The 16,622-nt window shown below is 67.2% G+C and carries 14 protein-coding genes; 3 read left to right on the top strand and 11 right to left on the bottom strand.

Annotated elements, in window-relative coordinates; all coding sequences use genetic code 11:
- Positions 1-81 precede the first annotated feature (81 nt).
- The 5 genes from LIG30_RS18520 to aceK all read right to left on the bottom strand — a co-directional run bounded on the left by LIG30_RS18520 (position 82) and on the right by aceK (position 5,259).
- The gene (locus tag LIG30_RS18520) at positions 82-1,338 is read right to left on the bottom strand and encodes a dienelactone hydrolase family protein (protein ID WP_038714291.1); all 1,257 of its coding nucleotides are present in this window, start codon (positions 1,336-1,338) and stop codon (positions 82-84) included.
- 106 nt (positions 1,339-1,444) lie between these two features.
- Complete coding sequence (locus tag LIG30_RS18515) at positions 1,445-1,882, bottom strand: YchJ family protein (protein ID WP_038714290.1); 438 nt, start codon at positions 1,880-1,882, stop codon at positions 1,445-1,447.
- 29 nt (positions 1,883-1,911) lie between these two features.
- Positions 1,912-2,589 carry an SDR family oxidoreductase gene (locus tag LIG30_RS18510; protein WP_038714288.1) on the bottom strand — a complete coding sequence of 226 codons (678 nt, stop codon included), beginning with the start codon at positions 2,587-2,589 and terminating at the stop codon, positions 1,912-1,914.
- Positions 2,590-2,624: 35 nt separating this feature from the next.
- Positions 2,625-3,392 carry a carbonate dehydratase gene (can, locus tag LIG30_RS18505; protein ID WP_038714287.1) on the bottom strand — a complete coding sequence of 256 codons (768 nt, stop codon included), beginning with the start codon at positions 3,390-3,392 and terminating at the stop codon, positions 2,625-2,627.
- Between the two features lie 55 nt (positions 3,393-3,447).
- Positions 3,448-5,259 carry a bifunctional isocitrate dehydrogenase kinase/phosphatase gene (aceK, locus tag LIG30_RS18500; RefSeq protein WP_038714286.1) on the bottom strand — a complete coding sequence of 604 codons (1,812 nt, stop codon included), beginning with the start codon at positions 5,257-5,259 and terminating at the stop codon, positions 3,448-3,450.
- A gap of 294 nt (positions 5,260-5,553) precedes the next feature.
- On the opposite strand from aceK, the gene LIG30_RS18495 reads away from it, so the two are divergent.
- The gene (locus LIG30_RS18495) at positions 5,554-6,630 is read left to right on the top strand and encodes an MBL fold metallo-hydrolase (RefSeq protein WP_038714283.1); all 1,077 of its coding nucleotides are present in this window, start codon (positions 5,554-5,556) and stop codon (positions 6,628-6,630) included.
- A gap of 115 nt (positions 6,631-6,745) precedes the next feature.
- Here LIG30_RS18495 and LIG30_RS18490 read toward each other — a convergent pair whose 3' ends face one another.
- From LIG30_RS18490 to argS, 5 genes are all read right to left on the bottom strand, one after another.
- Positions 6,746-8,335, bottom strand: a complete 1,590-nt coding sequence (locus LIG30_RS18490; protein ID WP_038714280.1) for an ABC transporter substrate-binding protein — start codon at positions 8,333-8,335, stop codon at positions 6,746-6,748.
- A 201-nt stretch (positions 8,336-8,536) separates the two neighbouring features.
- The gene (locus tag LIG30_RS18485; RefSeq protein WP_038714277.1) at positions 8,537-9,310 is read right to left on the bottom strand and encodes an SDR family oxidoreductase; all 774 of its coding nucleotides are present in this window, start codon (positions 9,308-9,310) and stop codon (positions 8,537-8,539) included.
- Positions 9,311-9,329: 19 nt separating this feature from the next.
- The gene (locus LIG30_RS18480) at positions 9,330-9,959 is read right to left on the bottom strand and encodes a thiol:disulfide interchange protein DsbA/DsbL (protein WP_038714276.1); all 630 of its coding nucleotides are present in this window, start codon (positions 9,957-9,959) and stop codon (positions 9,330-9,332) included.
- Between the two features lie 66 nt (positions 9,960-10,025).
- Complete coding sequence (locus tag LIG30_RS18475) at positions 10,026-10,898, bottom strand: SPOR domain-containing protein (RefSeq protein WP_038714274.1); 873 nt, start codon at positions 10,896-10,898, stop codon at positions 10,026-10,028.
- Positions 10,899-10,996: 98 nt separating this feature from the next.
- A complete protein-coding gene (gene argS / locus LIG30_RS18470; RefSeq protein ID WP_038714273.1) occupies positions 10,997-12,781 on the bottom strand; it encodes an arginine--tRNA ligase in 1,785 nt (594 codons plus the stop codon).
- A gap of 202 nt (positions 12,782-12,983) precedes the next feature.
- Here argS and LIG30_RS18465 point away from each other — a divergent pair, with 202 nt between their 5' ends.
- Both LIG30_RS18465 and LIG30_RS18460 read left to right on the top strand, forming a co-directional pair.
- Positions 12,984-13,307, top strand: coding sequence for a DUF1840 domain-containing protein (locus LIG30_RS18465; RefSeq protein ID WP_038714271.1), 324 nt, complete (start codon positions 12,984-12,986; stop codon positions 13,305-13,307).
- A gap of 407 nt (positions 13,308-13,714) precedes the next feature.
- Positions 13,715-13,948 (top strand): hypothetical protein, encoded by a 234-nt coding sequence (locus LIG30_RS18460; protein ID WP_038714270.1) that lies wholly within the window; start codon positions 13,715-13,717, stop codon positions 13,946-13,948.
- A 140-nt stretch (positions 13,949-14,088) separates the two neighbouring features.
- Here the strand turns inward: LIG30_RS18460 and metH are convergent.
- Positions 14,089-16,622 (bottom strand): methionine synthase (metH, locus tag LIG30_RS18455; RefSeq protein ID WP_038714268.1); only part of this gene is annotated, 2,534 nt, incomplete at its 5' end.

Genomic DNA, 16,622 nt, shown 5'->3' with positions numbered 1-16,622 from the left:
AGGTGAAGAGTGGACAGCGAACATTGAGCGTGAGCGGGAGAAAGCCGTGGACAGTGAACGGCGAACGCGAGAAAGCCCCGCTCAGCGTGCCGCGAGCGCGCGTGCGTCGCCGTTTTGCTCTGCGTCGCTGTTCGCCGTTTGGGCATCCTGCGCGTTCCACACCACGCGCTCGTTGACCGCATACAGCCGGCACGGTCCCGTGCCTTGCTTCGCGCAGTTGTCGAGCGCGAGCGCCATCGGATCGTCGCCGCCCTCGGCCCACGACCACGCGCCTTCCGCCGACACCGCGAACGCGCGGCTCGGGTGCTGGTTCAGGAACCGGCGATAGCCTTCGCGGCCGGCTTCGTCGAGGAACGGCACCGAGCTGACCGCGTCGATCGATGCGTAGCCGGATGCCTTCGGCTCGTGCGGATTCGCCACTGCGTAGCGCACCGCGGTCGGCAGGTTCAGCTCGGCGAGGAACGCGTTGACGGCCGGCCACCAGACCGACACGGCGTCGCGGTCGACGATCAGCCGGTGCGCGTCGTCCTTGTAGCTGCCGAAGTCGACGAACTGGGCGCGCGTGCCGTGCGCCACGTAGGCGTCGTGCATTTGCGCGACGAGCGACGGCGTCCAGACGGAGTCGTTGTCGCCGTAGAGCCAGAGCGACGGCACGGCGGTGTGCGCGCCGTACTGGCCGAACGCGTCGACGAGGTTGTGCTGCCAGCCGTCGCACAGATCCTGACGCAGGCCGCCGGAGATGTTGATGATGCCGCGCACGCCGCGCGTCGCCTCGGTGCCGTACGCGAGCGACGCGAGCCCGCCGTGTGATGTGCCCGCGACGACGATGCGCGATGTGTCGACGTACGACTGATGCGACATGTAGCGGACCGTCGCACCGATGTCGTCTGCCTGCGCGATGCCGTTCTTCGCGACGTTGCAGCCTTCCTGCCGATACGCGCCGCCGGAGCCGGCGAAGCCCTGGCGGTTCGGCGCGATCACCGCATAGCCACGGCGCACGAATTCGCGTGCGAACGCGAGCGGCCGGCTGCGCGGCTGCAGATGCAGGTCGCCCTGGTTCTTGCCATGATTGAACACGACGAGCGGGAACGGGCCGGGGCCGTCCGGCTTGAACAGCGTCGCCTCGAGCGTGACCGCACCCGACGCATCGGTCGGAATGCGAATGATCTGCTCATTCAGGTTTGCCGCGACTTGCGGCAGGCCCGAGTCGCCGTAGTCGAAGCGCTCGGCGCGGGCGAGCGGGCCGCCAGCGGTATTGGCGCCCGGCAGCGTATCGGCCAGAGCGGCCGACAGCGCACACGCCGCCATCCATCCCACCAATACCTTGCTGAACGCCATACGTTGCACCTGTCTTGCTTACGACTGAACTGAGGCTCATCGTAGCCTGACAATTTTGGGTAGTGCAATGCAGGAATAACCCTGCGTATGACACAGCAAGTATTTGTCAGCGTTCGCTTACATCGCCGTCGATATAGCGCCAGAAACCCTGCTCGTCGCGCTCGAAGCGGCTGACCTCGTGCAGCCGGTGCGCGCGTCCGCCGACCTTGTAGCGGGCGACGAACTCGACCTCTGCGTGCCGTTCGTCGAGGGGTGTATGGCGCTTGATCGACAGGCCGAGCCAGCGCGGCGCGCCGGGCGCGGCCGGCGCGTCGTCGAGATCGGCGGGACAGGTGCGCGCGTCCCACGTCGCGCGCAGGTAGCTGGTCGCGCCGAGCACGTACGCGCTGTACCGCGAACGCATCAGTTCGAGCGCGGTCGGGGCGGCCTCGCCGCCGTCGATGAAGCGGCCGCAGCAGGCCGCATACGCGGGCGCACGCGCCTGGCCGGTCGCGTCGGGCGACGCGCCGCCGCACGGGCAGGTGTCGGGTCGTGTCGAATTCATGCGAAATGTGAATTAACGACGGCGCGTTCTTACCAGCTCAGCTCGACGCCGTCGTATTGGAAAAAGCGGCCGTTCGCGAGCGCGACGTCCGCGGCGGCCTCGGCGATCACGTGCCGCATGCCGGTCACGCTCGTCTCCGGGTCGATCGCCGCCTGCGCGCCGCCCATGTCGGTGCGCACCCAGCCGGGATGCAGCGAGATGCACGCGGCATGGCGGGTCTGCAGCGACGCGATGCGCAGCACGTCGTTCAGCGCGGCCTTGCTCGCGCGATACAGCCAGCCGGTCGTGCCGCTCGCCTCCGCGATGCTGCCCATGCGGCTCGACACGACCGCGAGCACGCCGCGGGTGTCCTCGACGAGCGGCAGCAGGATCGGCAGCAGTTGCATCGGCCCGCGCACGTTGGTGTGCATCACCGCGTCGAACTCGTCGGCGGTGACGGTTTCGACCCCTTCGGTGTGCGGCCCGTAGACGCCCGACACGACGACGGCGGCATCGAGCCGCTCGCCGTCGATCGCCGCGCCGAGCGCGGCGATCTGCCCGGGCTGCGCGACGTCGAGCGGGTGCGCGTGCGCGCCGAGGGCGCGCAGTGCGGCGAGCGACGCATCGTCGCGCGCGGTGGCGATCACGTTCCAGCCGTCACGCCGGTATTGTCGGACGAATTCGCGGCCGAGGCCGCGCGACGCGCCGACGATCAGTACGGTCTTCATGTTCGCACTCCTTGCGGTGATGCCGTTGCCGGCGCTCAGCAGCCGTCGTGGCCCGTCGTCTTCAGCGTCTGAGTGACGGATTGCGCGACGTCGTTGAGTTCCTTCGCATCGGCGGCGACCATGTCGTTGGGCGCGTGCGTGCCGTGCGCGGTGAGCGCGGCGACGCAGCGCCGGTAGGTCGCGTCGAGCGCGTCCGCGGATGACACCGACATGCCGAGGTTGCGGATCCGGCCGTCATGCACGCCGTACACGAGCCCGTGCACGGTGAGCGCCTGGCCGCGCGCCCATGCGTCGTTGACGATCGTGGTCCGGCACACGTTGACCACCTGCTCGATCGCGTTGAGCTCGATCAGGCGGCGGTAGCGCGCCTCGCCGAGCGGCCATTCCTCGAGCAGCGCTGCGTGCTTCGCGCGCACGTCCTGCACGTGGTGCAGCCAGTTGTCCGCGAGGCCGACGCGGCGGTTGTGCAGCGCGGCGTTCACGCCCGAGCAGCCGTAGTGGCCGACCACCATGATGTGCTTCACGCGCAGCAGGTCGACCGCGAACTGGATCACCGACAGGCAGTTCAGGTCGGTGTGCACGACGACGTTCGCGATGTTGCGGTGAACGAACACTTCGCCAGGCGGCAGGCCGATGATCTGGTTCGCGGGCACGCGCGAATCCGAGCAGCCGATCCACAGATATTCCGGCGCCTGCTGGTCGGCGAGACGCGAGAAGTACTGCGGGTCGTCTTCGAGCTTGCGCTTGACCCAGGCGTCGTTGTTGTCGAACAGGTGAGTGAGCGGGTTGTCTTGAGTGTTCATCGGTGTGGGATTCCGTGAGCGGAAAACGGGTCAATAGGCCGGCGGCACGCCGGATTCACGCGGCACGCTGGGCGTCGCCGTCTGCCTCCAGTTCCGTGCCGAAGCGGTCGGGATAGCGCACGCAAAAACGCAGCGACGCGTCGTACGCGAAGAAATCGGGCAGTTCGCCCTGCAGCAGCTTGTCCTTGCTGGACTGCCACAGCTCCGGCCCGAAGAAATCCGCGTGATGCCGGAGAAATGCGTCGCGCACGCGCGGATCGCCGAGCAGGAACGGGCCGTAGGTTTCGGGAAAGATGTCGTGCGGGCCGACGGTATACCACGGCTCGCCGGACAGTTCATCCTCTTCGTTGCGCGGCGACGGCACGCGGCGGATGTTGCAGTCGGTCAGGTACTCGATTTCATCATAGTCGTAGAACACGACGCGGCCGTGGCGCGTGACGCCGAAGTTCTTGTACAGCATGTCGCCGGGGAAGATGTTCGCCTTCATCAGCTCCTTTACCGCGTTGCCGTACTCCTTCACGCCGTGCTCGATCTCGTCGTCGGTGCCGTTCTGCAGGTACAGGTTGAGCGGGGTCATCCGGCGCTCGATGTACAGATGCTTGATGACGAGGTTGTCGCCCTCGTATTCGAGCAGCGACGGCACCTCCTTTTCCAGCTCGCGCACGAGCGCGTGGTCGAGCCGCGCGAGCGGCAGCGCGACGCTCGAGTATTCGAGCGTGTCGGCCATCCGCCCGAGGCGGTCGTGGCGCTTCACGAGCTGGTACTTCTCCATGATCTGCGCGCGCGTGGTGTCCTTCGGCGGCGGGAACTGGTCCTTGATGATCTTGAACACGTACGGGAACGACGGCAGCGTGAACACGAGCATCACGAGGCCGCGGATGCCGGGCGCGATGATGAAGCGGTCGCTCGAATGCGACAGGTGATGCAGCAGGTCGCGGTAGAACAGGTTCTTGCCCTGCTTCTGCAGCCCGACCGACGTGTAGATCTCCGCCTTCGGCTTGCCCGGCAGGATCGAGCACAGGAATTCGACGTACGCCGACGGCACGTTCATGTCGACGAGGAAGTACGAATGCGAGAAGCTGAAGATGACCTGCAGCGGCTCGCGGCGCAGCAGCACCGCGTCGAGCGCGAGCAGGCCCGGGCGCGTGTGGCGGATCGGCACCGCGAACGGCGCCACGCGGTCGCCGTTGATGATGCGGCCGATGATGTACGCGGTCTTGTTGCGGTAGAACAGCGACGACAGCACGTGGATCTGGAAATTCGCCGCTTCGCTGAACGTGCCGAATTCGTCGCGTATCGCCTGCATGATGCACGCGATGTCGCGTTCGAGATCCTCGAACGGCGGGTGCAGCTGGAAATTCGTGACGATGCGCTCGAGCGCCACCGCGAGCCCTTCGGTGCCGGGGTAGTACGCGCGATAGGTCGGCTTCCCGGCCGGCTCGTCGTTCTCGATGTATTCGGTCGAGATCGCCGGGCGCACGAACAGGAAGTCGTTGTTGAAGTACGACCGGTGCAGGATCTTGCAGCACACCGAGTTGAAGAACGTCTCCGCGCACTCCGGCTGGCGGTGCGACGTCAGCAGGCCGATGTAGTGCAGCTTGATCTGCTGCCAGACCTCGTCGTCGATGTTCTCCGCGTCGTACTCGTCCTCCAGCAGCTCGACGCACTCCTTCACGCGATCGTCGTACGACGCGATGCGCTCGCGCGCGAGCCGCTGCAATCCGTGCCAGTCGGCGCGCTCGAACAGCGTCTTCGCGGCGACCGCCGCGTCGCGGAAGATCCGGTAGTGGCGGTCGAAGTTCTCGAGCATGGTCTGCGCGACATCGAAGCCGATCTGCGACGACAGCAGTTTGGGAAAGTGATTCATTGGCGTGCAGGCTCAGGAGCGGGAGGCACTCGACATTTTAGCGCCGGGACGCCGCCAGCGGCGTTCGCGGCGGTGCCTGCACGGGGCGCGAGGCGCCACGTTGGACGGCGTTCGATGATGTTCGGTGCATCTTCACGTAAAGATGCGCGTACGCAAACGATTGTGACATGAACTTTTTTTGCGGCGCCGGCGGGCCGGATCACGCGCGCCGCGCGTGCGCGATAGAATCGTCGGCACGCTGGCGGCCGCGTGGGCCGGCCGCACACCACACCATAACGACGAGACACCCCGCCGATGAACGCACTCGAACACCAGCTCGACTATCCCTTCGCCGACACGCTGCCCGCCGCGGGCGACACGTTCGAGGTCGCGCCCGGCGTGCGGTGGCTGCGCATGCCGCTGCCGTTCTCGCTCGATCACATCAATCTCTGGTTGCTGCGCGACGAGATCGACGGGCAGGCGGGCTGGACGGTCGTCGATTGCGGGATCGCGACGGACGTGATCCGCACCCACTGGGAGCAGATCTTCGACACGCATCTCGACGGTCTGCCGGTGCTGCGCGTGATCGTCACGCACTGCCACCCGGATCACTTCGGGCTCGCGAACTGGATCTGCGAAGGCGGCGACCATGCGCGCTGGAAGGTGCGGCTCTGGATGACGCTCGGCGAATACATGTTCGGCTGCCTGATGGCCGCCGGCAACGGCTCGAACGCCGGCGGCCCCGGCGCCGCCGCGCATTTCGCGCGGCACGGCCTCACCGATCCCGCCGCGCTCGACACGCTGCGCAATCGCCGCAGCTACTACTCGGATCTGGTGCCCGCGGTGCCGCCGCGCTACCGCCGCCTGCGCGAGGGCGACACGCTGACGATCGGCGCGCGCATCTGGCGGGTCGTGACGGGCTATGGCCATTCGCCCGAGCATTGCGCGCTCCACTGCGACGCGGACGGCGTGCTGATCTCCGGCGACATGGTGCTGCCGCGCATCTCGACGAACGTGTCGGTGTTCGATCTGGAGCCGGAAGCGAATCCGCTCGCGCTGTATCTGGAGTCGCTCGGCCGCTACGAGACGATGGCGGACGACACGCTGGTGTTGCCGTCGCACGGCAAGCCGTTTCGCGGGCTGCGCACCCGCGTCGCGCAGCTGCGCGCGCATCACGACGCGCGGCTTGACGAGGTGCGCGCCGCCTGCGCGGAGCGGCCGATGAGCGCGGCCGACGTGGTGCCGATCATGTTCCGGCGCCGCGAACTGGACATTCACCAGATGACGTTCGCGCTCGGCGAGGCGATCGCGCACCTGAACCTGCTGTGGCTGGCGGGGGAATTGAAGCGCGCCGAGGCGGCGGACGGCGTGATCCGCTTCTCGCCGGCTTGAGCGGGGCGGCGGGCGCGCCGCGCGCAGCGGCGCGCGACCGGCAACGCGCGCGGCAATCCGGTGGCGCGCGTGCCGCGCAGGCGGCGCCGGGCAGGGCGCCCGGCGTGCCGCCGCGTCACTGCACCGACACCGCCGCGAAGTTCTGCCGTCCGAACGGGCTCACGCGATAGCCGCTGACGTTCGTGCGCGTGAGCGCTGCCGCGGTCGGATGACCGAGCGGAATCCACAGCGCCTGATCGTGGATGATCTTCTGCGCCGCCTCGTACAGCTTCGTGCGCTTCTGCAGGTCGGCGGTTTCCTTGCCGTCGGCAATCAGCTTGTCCAGCTTCGGGTCGCAGTAGCGCGCGAAGTTGATGCCCGATTTCACCGCATTGCAGCTGAATTGCGGGGTCAGATAGTTGTCCGGGTCGCCGTTGTCGCCCGCCCAGCCCATGAACAGGATGTCGTGCTGGCCGAGCTTCGCCTGCTTGATCAGCTCGCCCCATTCGATCACCTTCACGTCGGCCTTCACGCCGATCTTCGCGAGATCCGCCTGCAGCAGTTCCGCGCCCGCCTTCGGGTTCGGGTTCAGCACGCTGCCCGTCGGGCGCACCCAGATCGTCGTCGAGAAGCCGTTCGGGAAACCCGCCGCCGCGAGCAGCTGCTTCGCCTTCGCCGGATCGTACGCGTACGGCGCGACGTTCTTCGCATAGCTCCACGTATTCGGCGGATACGGGTTGTTCGCCGCCGTCGCGGTGTTGTCGAACACCACGCGCAGGTAGGTCGCGCGGTCGAACGCGAGGTTCAGCGCCTGACGCACCTTGTCGTTGTCGAGCGGCTTCTTCTGCGTGTTGAGCGCGACGAACGCGGTCATGAACGCGGGCGTCTGCACGACCTTCAACGCGCCGTCGCCCTTCGCCGCGAGCACGTCCTGCGGCTTCGGCGACAGTGCGATCTGGCATTCGCCCGCCTTCACCTTCTGCGCGCGCACCGACGGATCGGGCGTGATCGCGTAGATCAGCCGCTCGACCTTCGGCTTCGGCCCCCAATAGGACGGGTTCGCGTCGTAGCGGATCACCGCGTCCTTCGTGTAGCTCTTCAGCACGAACGGGCCGGTGCCGACCGGTTTCGCGTTCAGGTCCGCCTGCCTGCCGGCCTTCAGCAGCTGGTCCGCATACTCGGCCGAATAGATCGACGCGAAGCCCATCGTCAGGATCGGCACGAAGGTCGCGTTCGGCTCGTTCAGCACGAATTTCACCGTGCTGTCGTCGACCTTCACGATCGCCTTCACGAGCTTCGTCAGCCCCATCGACTGCGCGTGCGGGAAGCCGCTCGCGCCGGCGACCTTGTGCCACGGGTTGCCGTCGTCGAGCATCCGGTTGAAGGTGAACACGACGTCGTCGGCGTTCAGCGCGCGGGTCGGCTTGAACGCGTCGGTGGTCTGGAACGCGACGTTCGGGCGCAGATGGAACGTGTAGATCAGGCCGTCGGCGCTGGCTTCCCACTTGTCTGCGAGCGCCGGCACGACCTTCTTCGCGGCTTCGTCGTACGAGACGAGCGTGTTGAAGATGACGTCGGCCGATGCGTTGGTGGTGACGAGCGAGTTGTATTGCACGACGTCGAAGCCGTCCGGGCTCGACTCGGTGCAGACGGTGAGCGGCTTGGCGGCTGCGATGGCCGGCGCGGCGGCGAGCAGCGCGGCCGTGGCGAACAGCTTGAGGCGCATGAGATCTCCCACGTGGTGTGTGTTTTTTTGCTGGATGACGGAATGCGAGAACCCCGCCCGAGGGCGGCGAACCTGACGAATAGCATACCGTCAAAGCGCGGGCCGCGCGGAAAAAGGCGCCGGAACGGGGGCGCGGAACGCGGAGACGGATGCGATAACGGAAGAACCGCCGTTCGGGCGGCGGGGCGGGCTGCCCGTCGCTTACCTGGACGGCGCCCGCGGCTTGCGCGGCGCCTTTTCGAACAGGCGGTCGTAGAGCCAGCGCGGCATCACGTGCAGCAGCCTCGCGACGATGCCCATCTGCCACGGAATCACGCGGAATGCGCGGCGCTGCGCGATCGCACGGGCGGCGCGGGCCGCGAAGCGGCTGGCGTCCATCAGGAACGGCATCGGATACGGATTGTGCTCCGTCATCGGCGTGCGGATGTAGCCGGGCGCGATCGTCACGACGCTGACGTGCTGCGGGCGCAATTCGACGCGCAGCGATTCGAGGTACTTGGTCGCCGCCGATTTCGACGCGCTGTACGCGCCGGAGCCGGGCAGGCCGCGCACGCCGGCGACGCTCGCGATGCCGACGAGCGTGCCGTGCCGGGCGGCCGTCATCGGGCCGACGAACGGCTCGAACGTCGCGACCATCCCGAAGTAATTGATGTCCATCACGTTGCGGAACGTGGCGAGGTCGCCGTGGCCGGTGACCGCGCCCTGGCTGATGCCGGCGTTCGCGATCACGACGTCCGGACAGCCGTGCGCCGCGATGAACGACTCGGCCGCGCCCGCGAGCGCGGCGGCGTCGCGCACGTCGACGGAATAGACCGAGATGGACAGGGCGGGAAAGCGCCGCGCGAACGCGGCGAGCGAATCGCCGCGCCGCGCGACGAGGCCGAGCGTCGCGCCCTGGCGGGCGTATTCCTCGGCCAGCGCGAGGCCGAGACCGCTCGACGCGCCGGTGATGAAGACCTTGAGCGGGGATGTCATGCCGGCGCCTGGACGGGACTCAGAGCTTCTTGTCCTGGACCTGCTTCACGAGATAGTCGAGCGTCTGCGCGGTGCCCTCGAGGCTGTTCGTGTAGGCCGGGCCGGTCTTGTACTTGCCCTGCACGACGATCGTCGGCACGCCGTCGATGTTGTATTTCTTCAGGAGCTCGGCCGACTGCTTGACCTGGCCCTGCACGCTGAACGAGTTGTACGCGTCCATGAACTTCTTCTTGTCGACACCCTGGGTCGCGAGGAAGTCGGCCTGCGCCTGCGGCGTCAGCAGATAGTTCTTCTGCTTGTGGATCGCGTCGAACACGGCCGGCGTGACCTTCTCCGACACGCCGAGCGCGGCCAGCGCATAGAACAGCTTCGAGTGCGGCACGAAGTCGTCGCGGAACGCGACCGGGACCCGCTTGAAGTCGATCTTGTCGCCCTGCTTCTTCACCCAGGCCTCGATCGTCGGCTCGAACTCGTAGCAGTGCGGGCAGCCGTACCAGAAGAACTCGATCACCTCGACCTTGCCGGCCGGCGCGGACACCGGCTGCGGCGACTTCATCACTTCGAAATCCTTGCCGGAGGCCGGCGCGGCCTGCGCGAAACCGGCGACGAGGCTCAGGGACAAAAGGAGCGTGCTAAACAGTTTTTTCATATTGTGAACGTCGGTCAGTTGCTTGTGGAGCAATAGGTAACGGGATCTGCGCGAGCGCGGCCGGTCTTACTGCTTGGTGAAGCGGATCACCGCCGTGTCGACACCAGCGTCGGACAGACGCTGGCGCGCCGAGTTCATATCCTCGAATTTCGAGAACGGACCCACGCGCACGCGGTAGTAGGTCACGCCGCTGACGTCGCGCTTCGACACCTTCGACTCGAAACCCTGGAAGCCGAGGCGTGCGCGCTGCTGCTCCGCGTCGGTTTCCGTCTTGTACGCGCCGACCTGCAGGAAGTAGCCGCTGTTCGCGTCGGCTGCCGGCGGCTTCGCCGCGTTGTTGGCGGCGCTGGCCGACGACGTGGCCTTCGGCGCGGCGGCCTGGGCCGGCTGCTGCTCAGGCTTCTGTGCGGTCTGGGCCGGCGCCGGTTTTTGCACGGGCTTCGGCGCGGCCGTGCGCGGCGCTTCCTCGCCGTCGTCACTCGGCTGCGGCTGCGCCTTCTTCTGCGGCGCGGGCTTCGGCGCGGGCTTCGGGGCGGGCGTCGGCGCGATGTCGGCCGGGGCCGGCGGGGCCGTCACGCCGTTGTTCGCCGGCGAGCCGGGCACCTCGACGATCTGCGGCTCGGGCAGCAGGCCCGGCTGGCTCGGGCTCGCGGACTGGCCCGGCGCGGTGTTCTGCGGCTCTGGCTGCGCGGCCTGCGGCACCGCCACGCCGGGCGTCTTGCCCTGCAGTGCGCGGTTCGGGTCGAACTGCTGCGGCTGGCTTGCCGCGTTCTCCGCCGGCGGCGGCGCGACCTTCGCCACGAACGGCGACGGCGAGTGCGTGATGTAGAGCGCCACCACCACCGCGATCGCCAGGCCGACGATCAGGCCCAGCACGATTCCGAGAAACGTTCCCCCGGCTTGTTTCGACTGTTTCGAAGTGCGGCGTGGTTGTGCCATTGCTTGAGTCACCTGCAAAAAGAATCGTGAAAAGGTCGCGGCGGGCATCCGACGGCGGGCGCGGCCGCGGCCTGTCGATGCCCGGCTCGGGCGGTGTCTTACATCTTGGCGGGCGCGGATACGCCGAGCATCGCCAGGCCGTTCTCGAGCACCTGGCGGGTTGCGGCAAGCAGCGCGACGCGCGCATTGCGCGGCGCTTCGTCGTCGACCAGCACGCGCTCCGCATTGTAGAACGAGTGAAACTCGCCAGCGAGGTCGCGCAGGTAGAACGCAACCGCGTGCGGCGCCAGCTCGTTCGCCGCGTGCGTGAGCATGTCCGGATACTCGGCGAGCTTCTGCATCAGCGACTCGGCCTGCTTGCTCGACAGCTGCGACAGGTCGGCGCCCGGCAGTTGCGCGGCGTCGCCGCCGTGGCGCGACTTCCATTCGTTGAGCACCGAGCAGATCCGCGCATGCGCGTACTGCACGTAATAGACCGGGTTCTCGTCGTTCTGTTTCAGCGCGAGGTCGATGTCGAACACGAATTCGGTGTCCGCCTTACGCGAGATCAGGAAGAAGCGCACCGCGTCGCGGCCGCGCGTGATCATCGCTTCGTCGAGCTGGTCCGGCGACACTTCCGAGCCCGGCGCCGCGCCGCCCGACCATTCGATCAGGTCGCGCACCGTCACGTAGCTGCCCGCGCGCTTCGAGATCTTCACTTCCTGGCCGTCGCGCATCACCGTGACCATCTTGTGCAGCACGTAGTCGGGGTAGCCCTTCGGAATGCCGATGTGCAGCCCCTGCAGGCCCGCGCGCACCCGCGCGATCGTGCCGTGGTGGTCCGAGCCCTGGATGTTGATGACCTTCGTGAAGCCGCGCTCCCACTTGGTCACGTGATACGCGACGTCCGGCACGAAGTACGTGTAGGTGCCGTCGGACTTGCGCATCACGCGGTCCTTGTCGTCGCCTTCGTCGGTCGTGCGCAGCCACAGCGCGCCTTCCTGCTCGTAAGTCATGCCGGCCTTGACCAGCGCGTCGACCGTCTTCTCGACCCGGCCTTCCGTGTACAGCGACGATTCGAGGTAGTAGCGGTCGAACTTCACGCCGAACGCCTGCAGATCCATGTCCTGCTCGTGGCGCAGGTACGCGACCGCGAACTTGCGGATCGCCTCCAGATCCTCGACGTCGCCCCGGCCCTTGACCGGCTCGCCGTCCTTCGCGGCGACCGTCTCGCCGTTCAGGTAGTCGCGCGCGATGTCGGCGATGTATTCGCCGTTGTACGCGGCTTCCGGCCAGCCCGCGTCGCCCGGCTTCAGGCCGCGCGCGCGCGCCTGCGTCGAGATCGCGAGATTGCCGATCTGCACGCCGGCGTCGTTGTAGTAGAACTCGCGGTGCACCGCGTAGCCCTGGCTGCCGAGCACGTTCGACAGCGCGTCGCCGAGCGCCGCCTGGCGGCCGTGGCCGACGTGCAGCGGGCCGGTCGGGTTCGCCGACACGAATTCGACCAGCACGCGCTTGCCTTGCTCGCGGGTGGACGCGCCGAACGCGCTGCCCTGTGCGAGCACCGCGCCGATCACCGCCTGCTTCGCGGCGGCCGTCAGGCGCAGGTTGATGAAGCCGGGGCCGGCGATCTCGGCGGCGTCGACGAGGCCCTGCGCGGCCGGATGCGCGGAAATCGCCGCGACGATCTTTTCGGCGAGCTGACGGGGATTCGACCCGAGCGGCTTGGCGAGCTGCATCGCGACGTTGCACGCGACGTCGCCGTGCGCGGCGACCTTCGGACGCTCCAGCGTGATCGCGGGTGCGACGAACGCCGCGTCGGCATCGCCCTTCAGGGCTTGTGCCACCTGCTTGACGCAATCGGCGAGCAGGGTTTCGAGAGTCAGTTTGTGTGCTGGCAGCATGCTGGTAGAAGGCTTCGTTGGTGGCCCGCGGCGAAGGCCGGCGCGCCGGCGCGCTTTCGGGCGCGCGTTTCAGGGATCGCAGAATTTTAACAGGGTGCTAAACTGCCGCTCAGGTGCCCCGCGCGCATGCGGCCGGACGCCCGCCTGCCGGCGTCCTCGCAACGGCGTCTGGCGAGCACAACAAGATGAAAAGGGATTTGTCATGATTACGTTCAAGAGCAAGGCGGCACAGGATCTCGACGTGCTGAAGGATTTCGCCGTATATGTGCTGGGCCTCGTCGGCAAGCAGCTGGGCGAGCGCGGCGTGATTACGTCGGAGGAACTGGAGGGCGCGATCGCCCGCCTGGAAAGCGCCGTCACGCAGGCGAAGCAGGAGCGTGCCGAGCACGCCGGCCACTTCCATGAGCACGAGGAAGATCACGCGCACCACGAAGTGCCGGCGAGCCTCGCGCAGCGTGTTGCGCCGTTCCTGTTGATGCTGCGTGAGGCGAAGGCGCAGAACGCCGACATCCACTGGGGCTTCTGATCCCGATACGCGGCCGAATCCGCCTGCGATAGCCCGCCTTTGAGCGGGCTTTTTTGTCTGATGAAAGGCGGGGTTCCGGCCGCCATCCTCTCCGATTCTCCGAAATATGCCCGCACCGTCTTGTCTTGTTCGGACGGGTGGAATTTTCGGTCTTGTCTGATATCGCCCAGCACCCGCCGTTGATAAGTTGTCCGGCTTGCCGTTCCGGTGCTCGCGCATGCGATGCCTCCCCGCCGTTTCCCACCTTTGGCGCCGGCCGCTCACGCGAGCCGCATCAGGTGTCGTGGTCTCGGCCGGGCGCGCCCGGACGGCCTGTCGAACTTCGGCCGGACGATCATCCGGCACGAAGTACCCGGACCGGCCAGGTGCCGCGTCCGTTTTTCAAATGGCTACAAGGAGTATCAAACATGCGTGATCTGAACATGATCGAAAGACAAACCGTGTCGGGCGGCGCGCTCATCATCGGCGGCGGCCTCAACGGCAACACCGGAAGCGGCAGCGGCGTCGTGATCAACTTCGGCAGGCCGGGCGACAGCAGCAACGGCGGCAAGGGCGGCAACGGCTTCGGCGTGGTGATCAAGGGCGCCGGCGGGAAGCTCCCCGGCAACGGCTCGTCGTGGCTGTCGAAGTTCTTCAAGTAAGGTGAGCGTTCACGCCGGCAGCAGGCCGGCGTGACTCGGCGCGTCGTGCGACGCGCGCGCCGGTCGGCCGCACGCCCGTTGGCCGGGCGCGCGGCGGAGCAGGATGGAAGGGGGTGCGTGAAGCCGCGCGAAGCGGCGGATCAGAGCTGCGGCGCGAGCGCGCGCCGCGCGTCGTCGAGCGACAGCGACATTCGCTTCGCGTAGTCCTCCAGCTGGTCCTGGCCGATTTTCCCGACCGAGAAGTACGTGCTGTCCGGGTGCGCGAGATAGAAGCCCGACACGCTCGCGGCCGGCAGCATCGCCAGCGAGTCGGTGACGCTCATGCCGATCTCGTCCGCGTGAAGCACGTCGAACATGTCGCGCTTCACCAGATGGTCCGGGCACGCCGGGTAACCCGGCGCCGGGCGAATGCCGGCATATTTCTCCGCGATCAGCGCGTCGTTGTCGAGCGTCTCGCCGCTCGCATAGCCCCACAGCTCGCGCCGCACGCGCGCGTGCATCGCCTCGGCGAACGCTTCCGCGAAGCGGTCGGCGAGCGCTTTCAGCATGATCGCGCTGTAATCGTCGTGATCGGCCTCGAACTGCTTTTCCTTCACGTCGACGCCGAGTCCCGCCGTCACCGCGAACATGCCGATGTAGTCGGCGACGCCGGAATCCTTCGGCGCGATGAAGTCCGCGAGCGAGCGGTTCGGCCGCATCACGCCGTCGACCACCGGCCGCACGCTCTGCTGGCGCAGGTTGCGCCACGTCATCAGCACTTCCGAGCGCGATTCGTCCTTGTAGATCTCGATGTCGTCGTCGTTGACGGTGTTGGCCGGCAGCAGCGCGATCACGCCGTTCGCGGTCAGCCAGCGGCCCTGGATCAGCCGCGCGAGCATCGACTTCGCGTCGGAGAACACGCGCCGCGCCGATTCGCCGACGATCTCGTCGTTCAGGATCGCCGGGTACGGGCCGGCGAGATCCCAGGTCTGGAAGAACGGGCCCCAGTCGATGTAGTTCGCCAGCTCGTTCAGGTCGTAGTTCCTGAACTCGCGGCGGCCGATGAATTTCGGCTTGACCGGCCGGTAGCCCGCCCAGTCGACCTTCGTCCGGTTCGCGCGGGCCTCGGCCAGCGTGACCATCGGCTGCGCCTTGCGGTTCGCGTGCTGGTCGCGGATGCGGTCGTAGTCGGCCTTCAGCTCGTCGACGTACTTCGCCGCGCCTTCGTCCGACAGCAGGCTCGACGCGACCGACACCGAGCGCGACGCGTCCGGCACGTAGACGACCGGCCCTTCGTAGTGCGGCGCGATCTTCACCGCGGTGTGCACGCGCGAGGTCGTCGCGCCGCCGATCAGGAGCGGGATCTTCTTCACGCGGAAATAGTCGTCGCGCTGCATCTCGGACGCGACGTACGCCATCTCCTCGAGGCTCGGCGTGATGAGGCCCGACAGCCCGATGATGTCCGCGCCCTCGACCTTCGCCTTCGCGAGGATCTCGTTGCACGGGACCATCACGCCCATGTTGACCACTTCGAAGTTGTTGCACTGGAGCACGACCGACACGATGTTCTTGCCGATGTCGTGCACGTCGCCCTTCACGGTCGCGATGACGATCTTGCCCTTCGCGCGCACGTCGCCGCCCGCCGCGGCGAGCTGGCGCTTCTCTTCCTCGATGAACGGCACGAGGTGCGCGACCGCCTGCTTCATCACGCGCGCGGACTTCACGACCTGTGGCAGGAACATCTTGCCCTGGCCGAACAGGTCGCCGACGATGTTCATGCCGTCCATCAGCGGGCCTTCGATCACGCTGATCGGACGGCCGCCTGCGGCGGCGATCTTCGCGCGCGCTTCTTCCGTATCCTCGACGATGAAGGTCGTGATGCCGTGCACGAGCGCGTGCGCGAGGCGCTTCTCGACCGGCTGGTTGCGCCATTCGAGGTTCTCTTCCTTCTTCGCCGCGCCGGTCTTGAACTTGTCGGCGATCTCGAGCAGGCGGTCGGTCCCGTCGGCGCGGCGGTTCAGGATCACGTCCTCGACACGCTCGCGCAGCTCCGGATTCAGCTCCGCGTACACGCCGAGCTGGCCGGCGTTGACGATGCCCATGTCCATCCCCGCCTGGATCGCGTGGTACAGGAACACGGTATGGATCGCCTCGCGCACCGGGTCGTTGCCGCGGAACGAGAACGACACGTTCGACACGCCGCCGCTCACCTTCGCGTACGGCAGGTTCGCCTTGATCCAGCGGGTCGCCTCGATGAAGTCGACCGCGTAGTTGTTGTGCTCCTCGATGCCGGTCGCGACCGCGAAGATGTTCGGGTCGAAGATGATGTCCTCGGGCGGGAAGCCCACTTCGTTGACGAGGAAGTCATACGATCGCTTGCAGATCTCGGTCTTGCGCGCGTAGGTGTCCGCCTGGCCCTGCTCGTCGAACGCCATCACGACGGCCGCCGCGCCGTAGCGGCGGATCAGCGTCGCATGGTGGCGGAACGCCTCCTCGCCTTCCTTGAGCGAGATCGAGTTGACGATCGCCTTGCCCTGCACGCACTTGAGGCCGGCCTCGATCACGTCCCACTTCGACGAGTCGATCATGATCGGCACGCGCGCGATGTCCGGCTCCGACGCGATCAGATTCAGGAAGCGGACCATCGCCGCCTTCGAATCGAGCATCGCCTCGTCCATGTTGATGTCGATGATCT

Source organism: Burkholderia sp. lig30 (assembly GCF_000687455.2).
Lineage (GTDB): Bacteria > Pseudomonadota > Gammaproteobacteria > Burkholderiales > Burkholderiaceae > Burkholderia.
The sequence above is the reverse complement of the archived record's forward strand: the minus strand, read 5'-3'. Positions and strand labels throughout refer to the sequence as shown.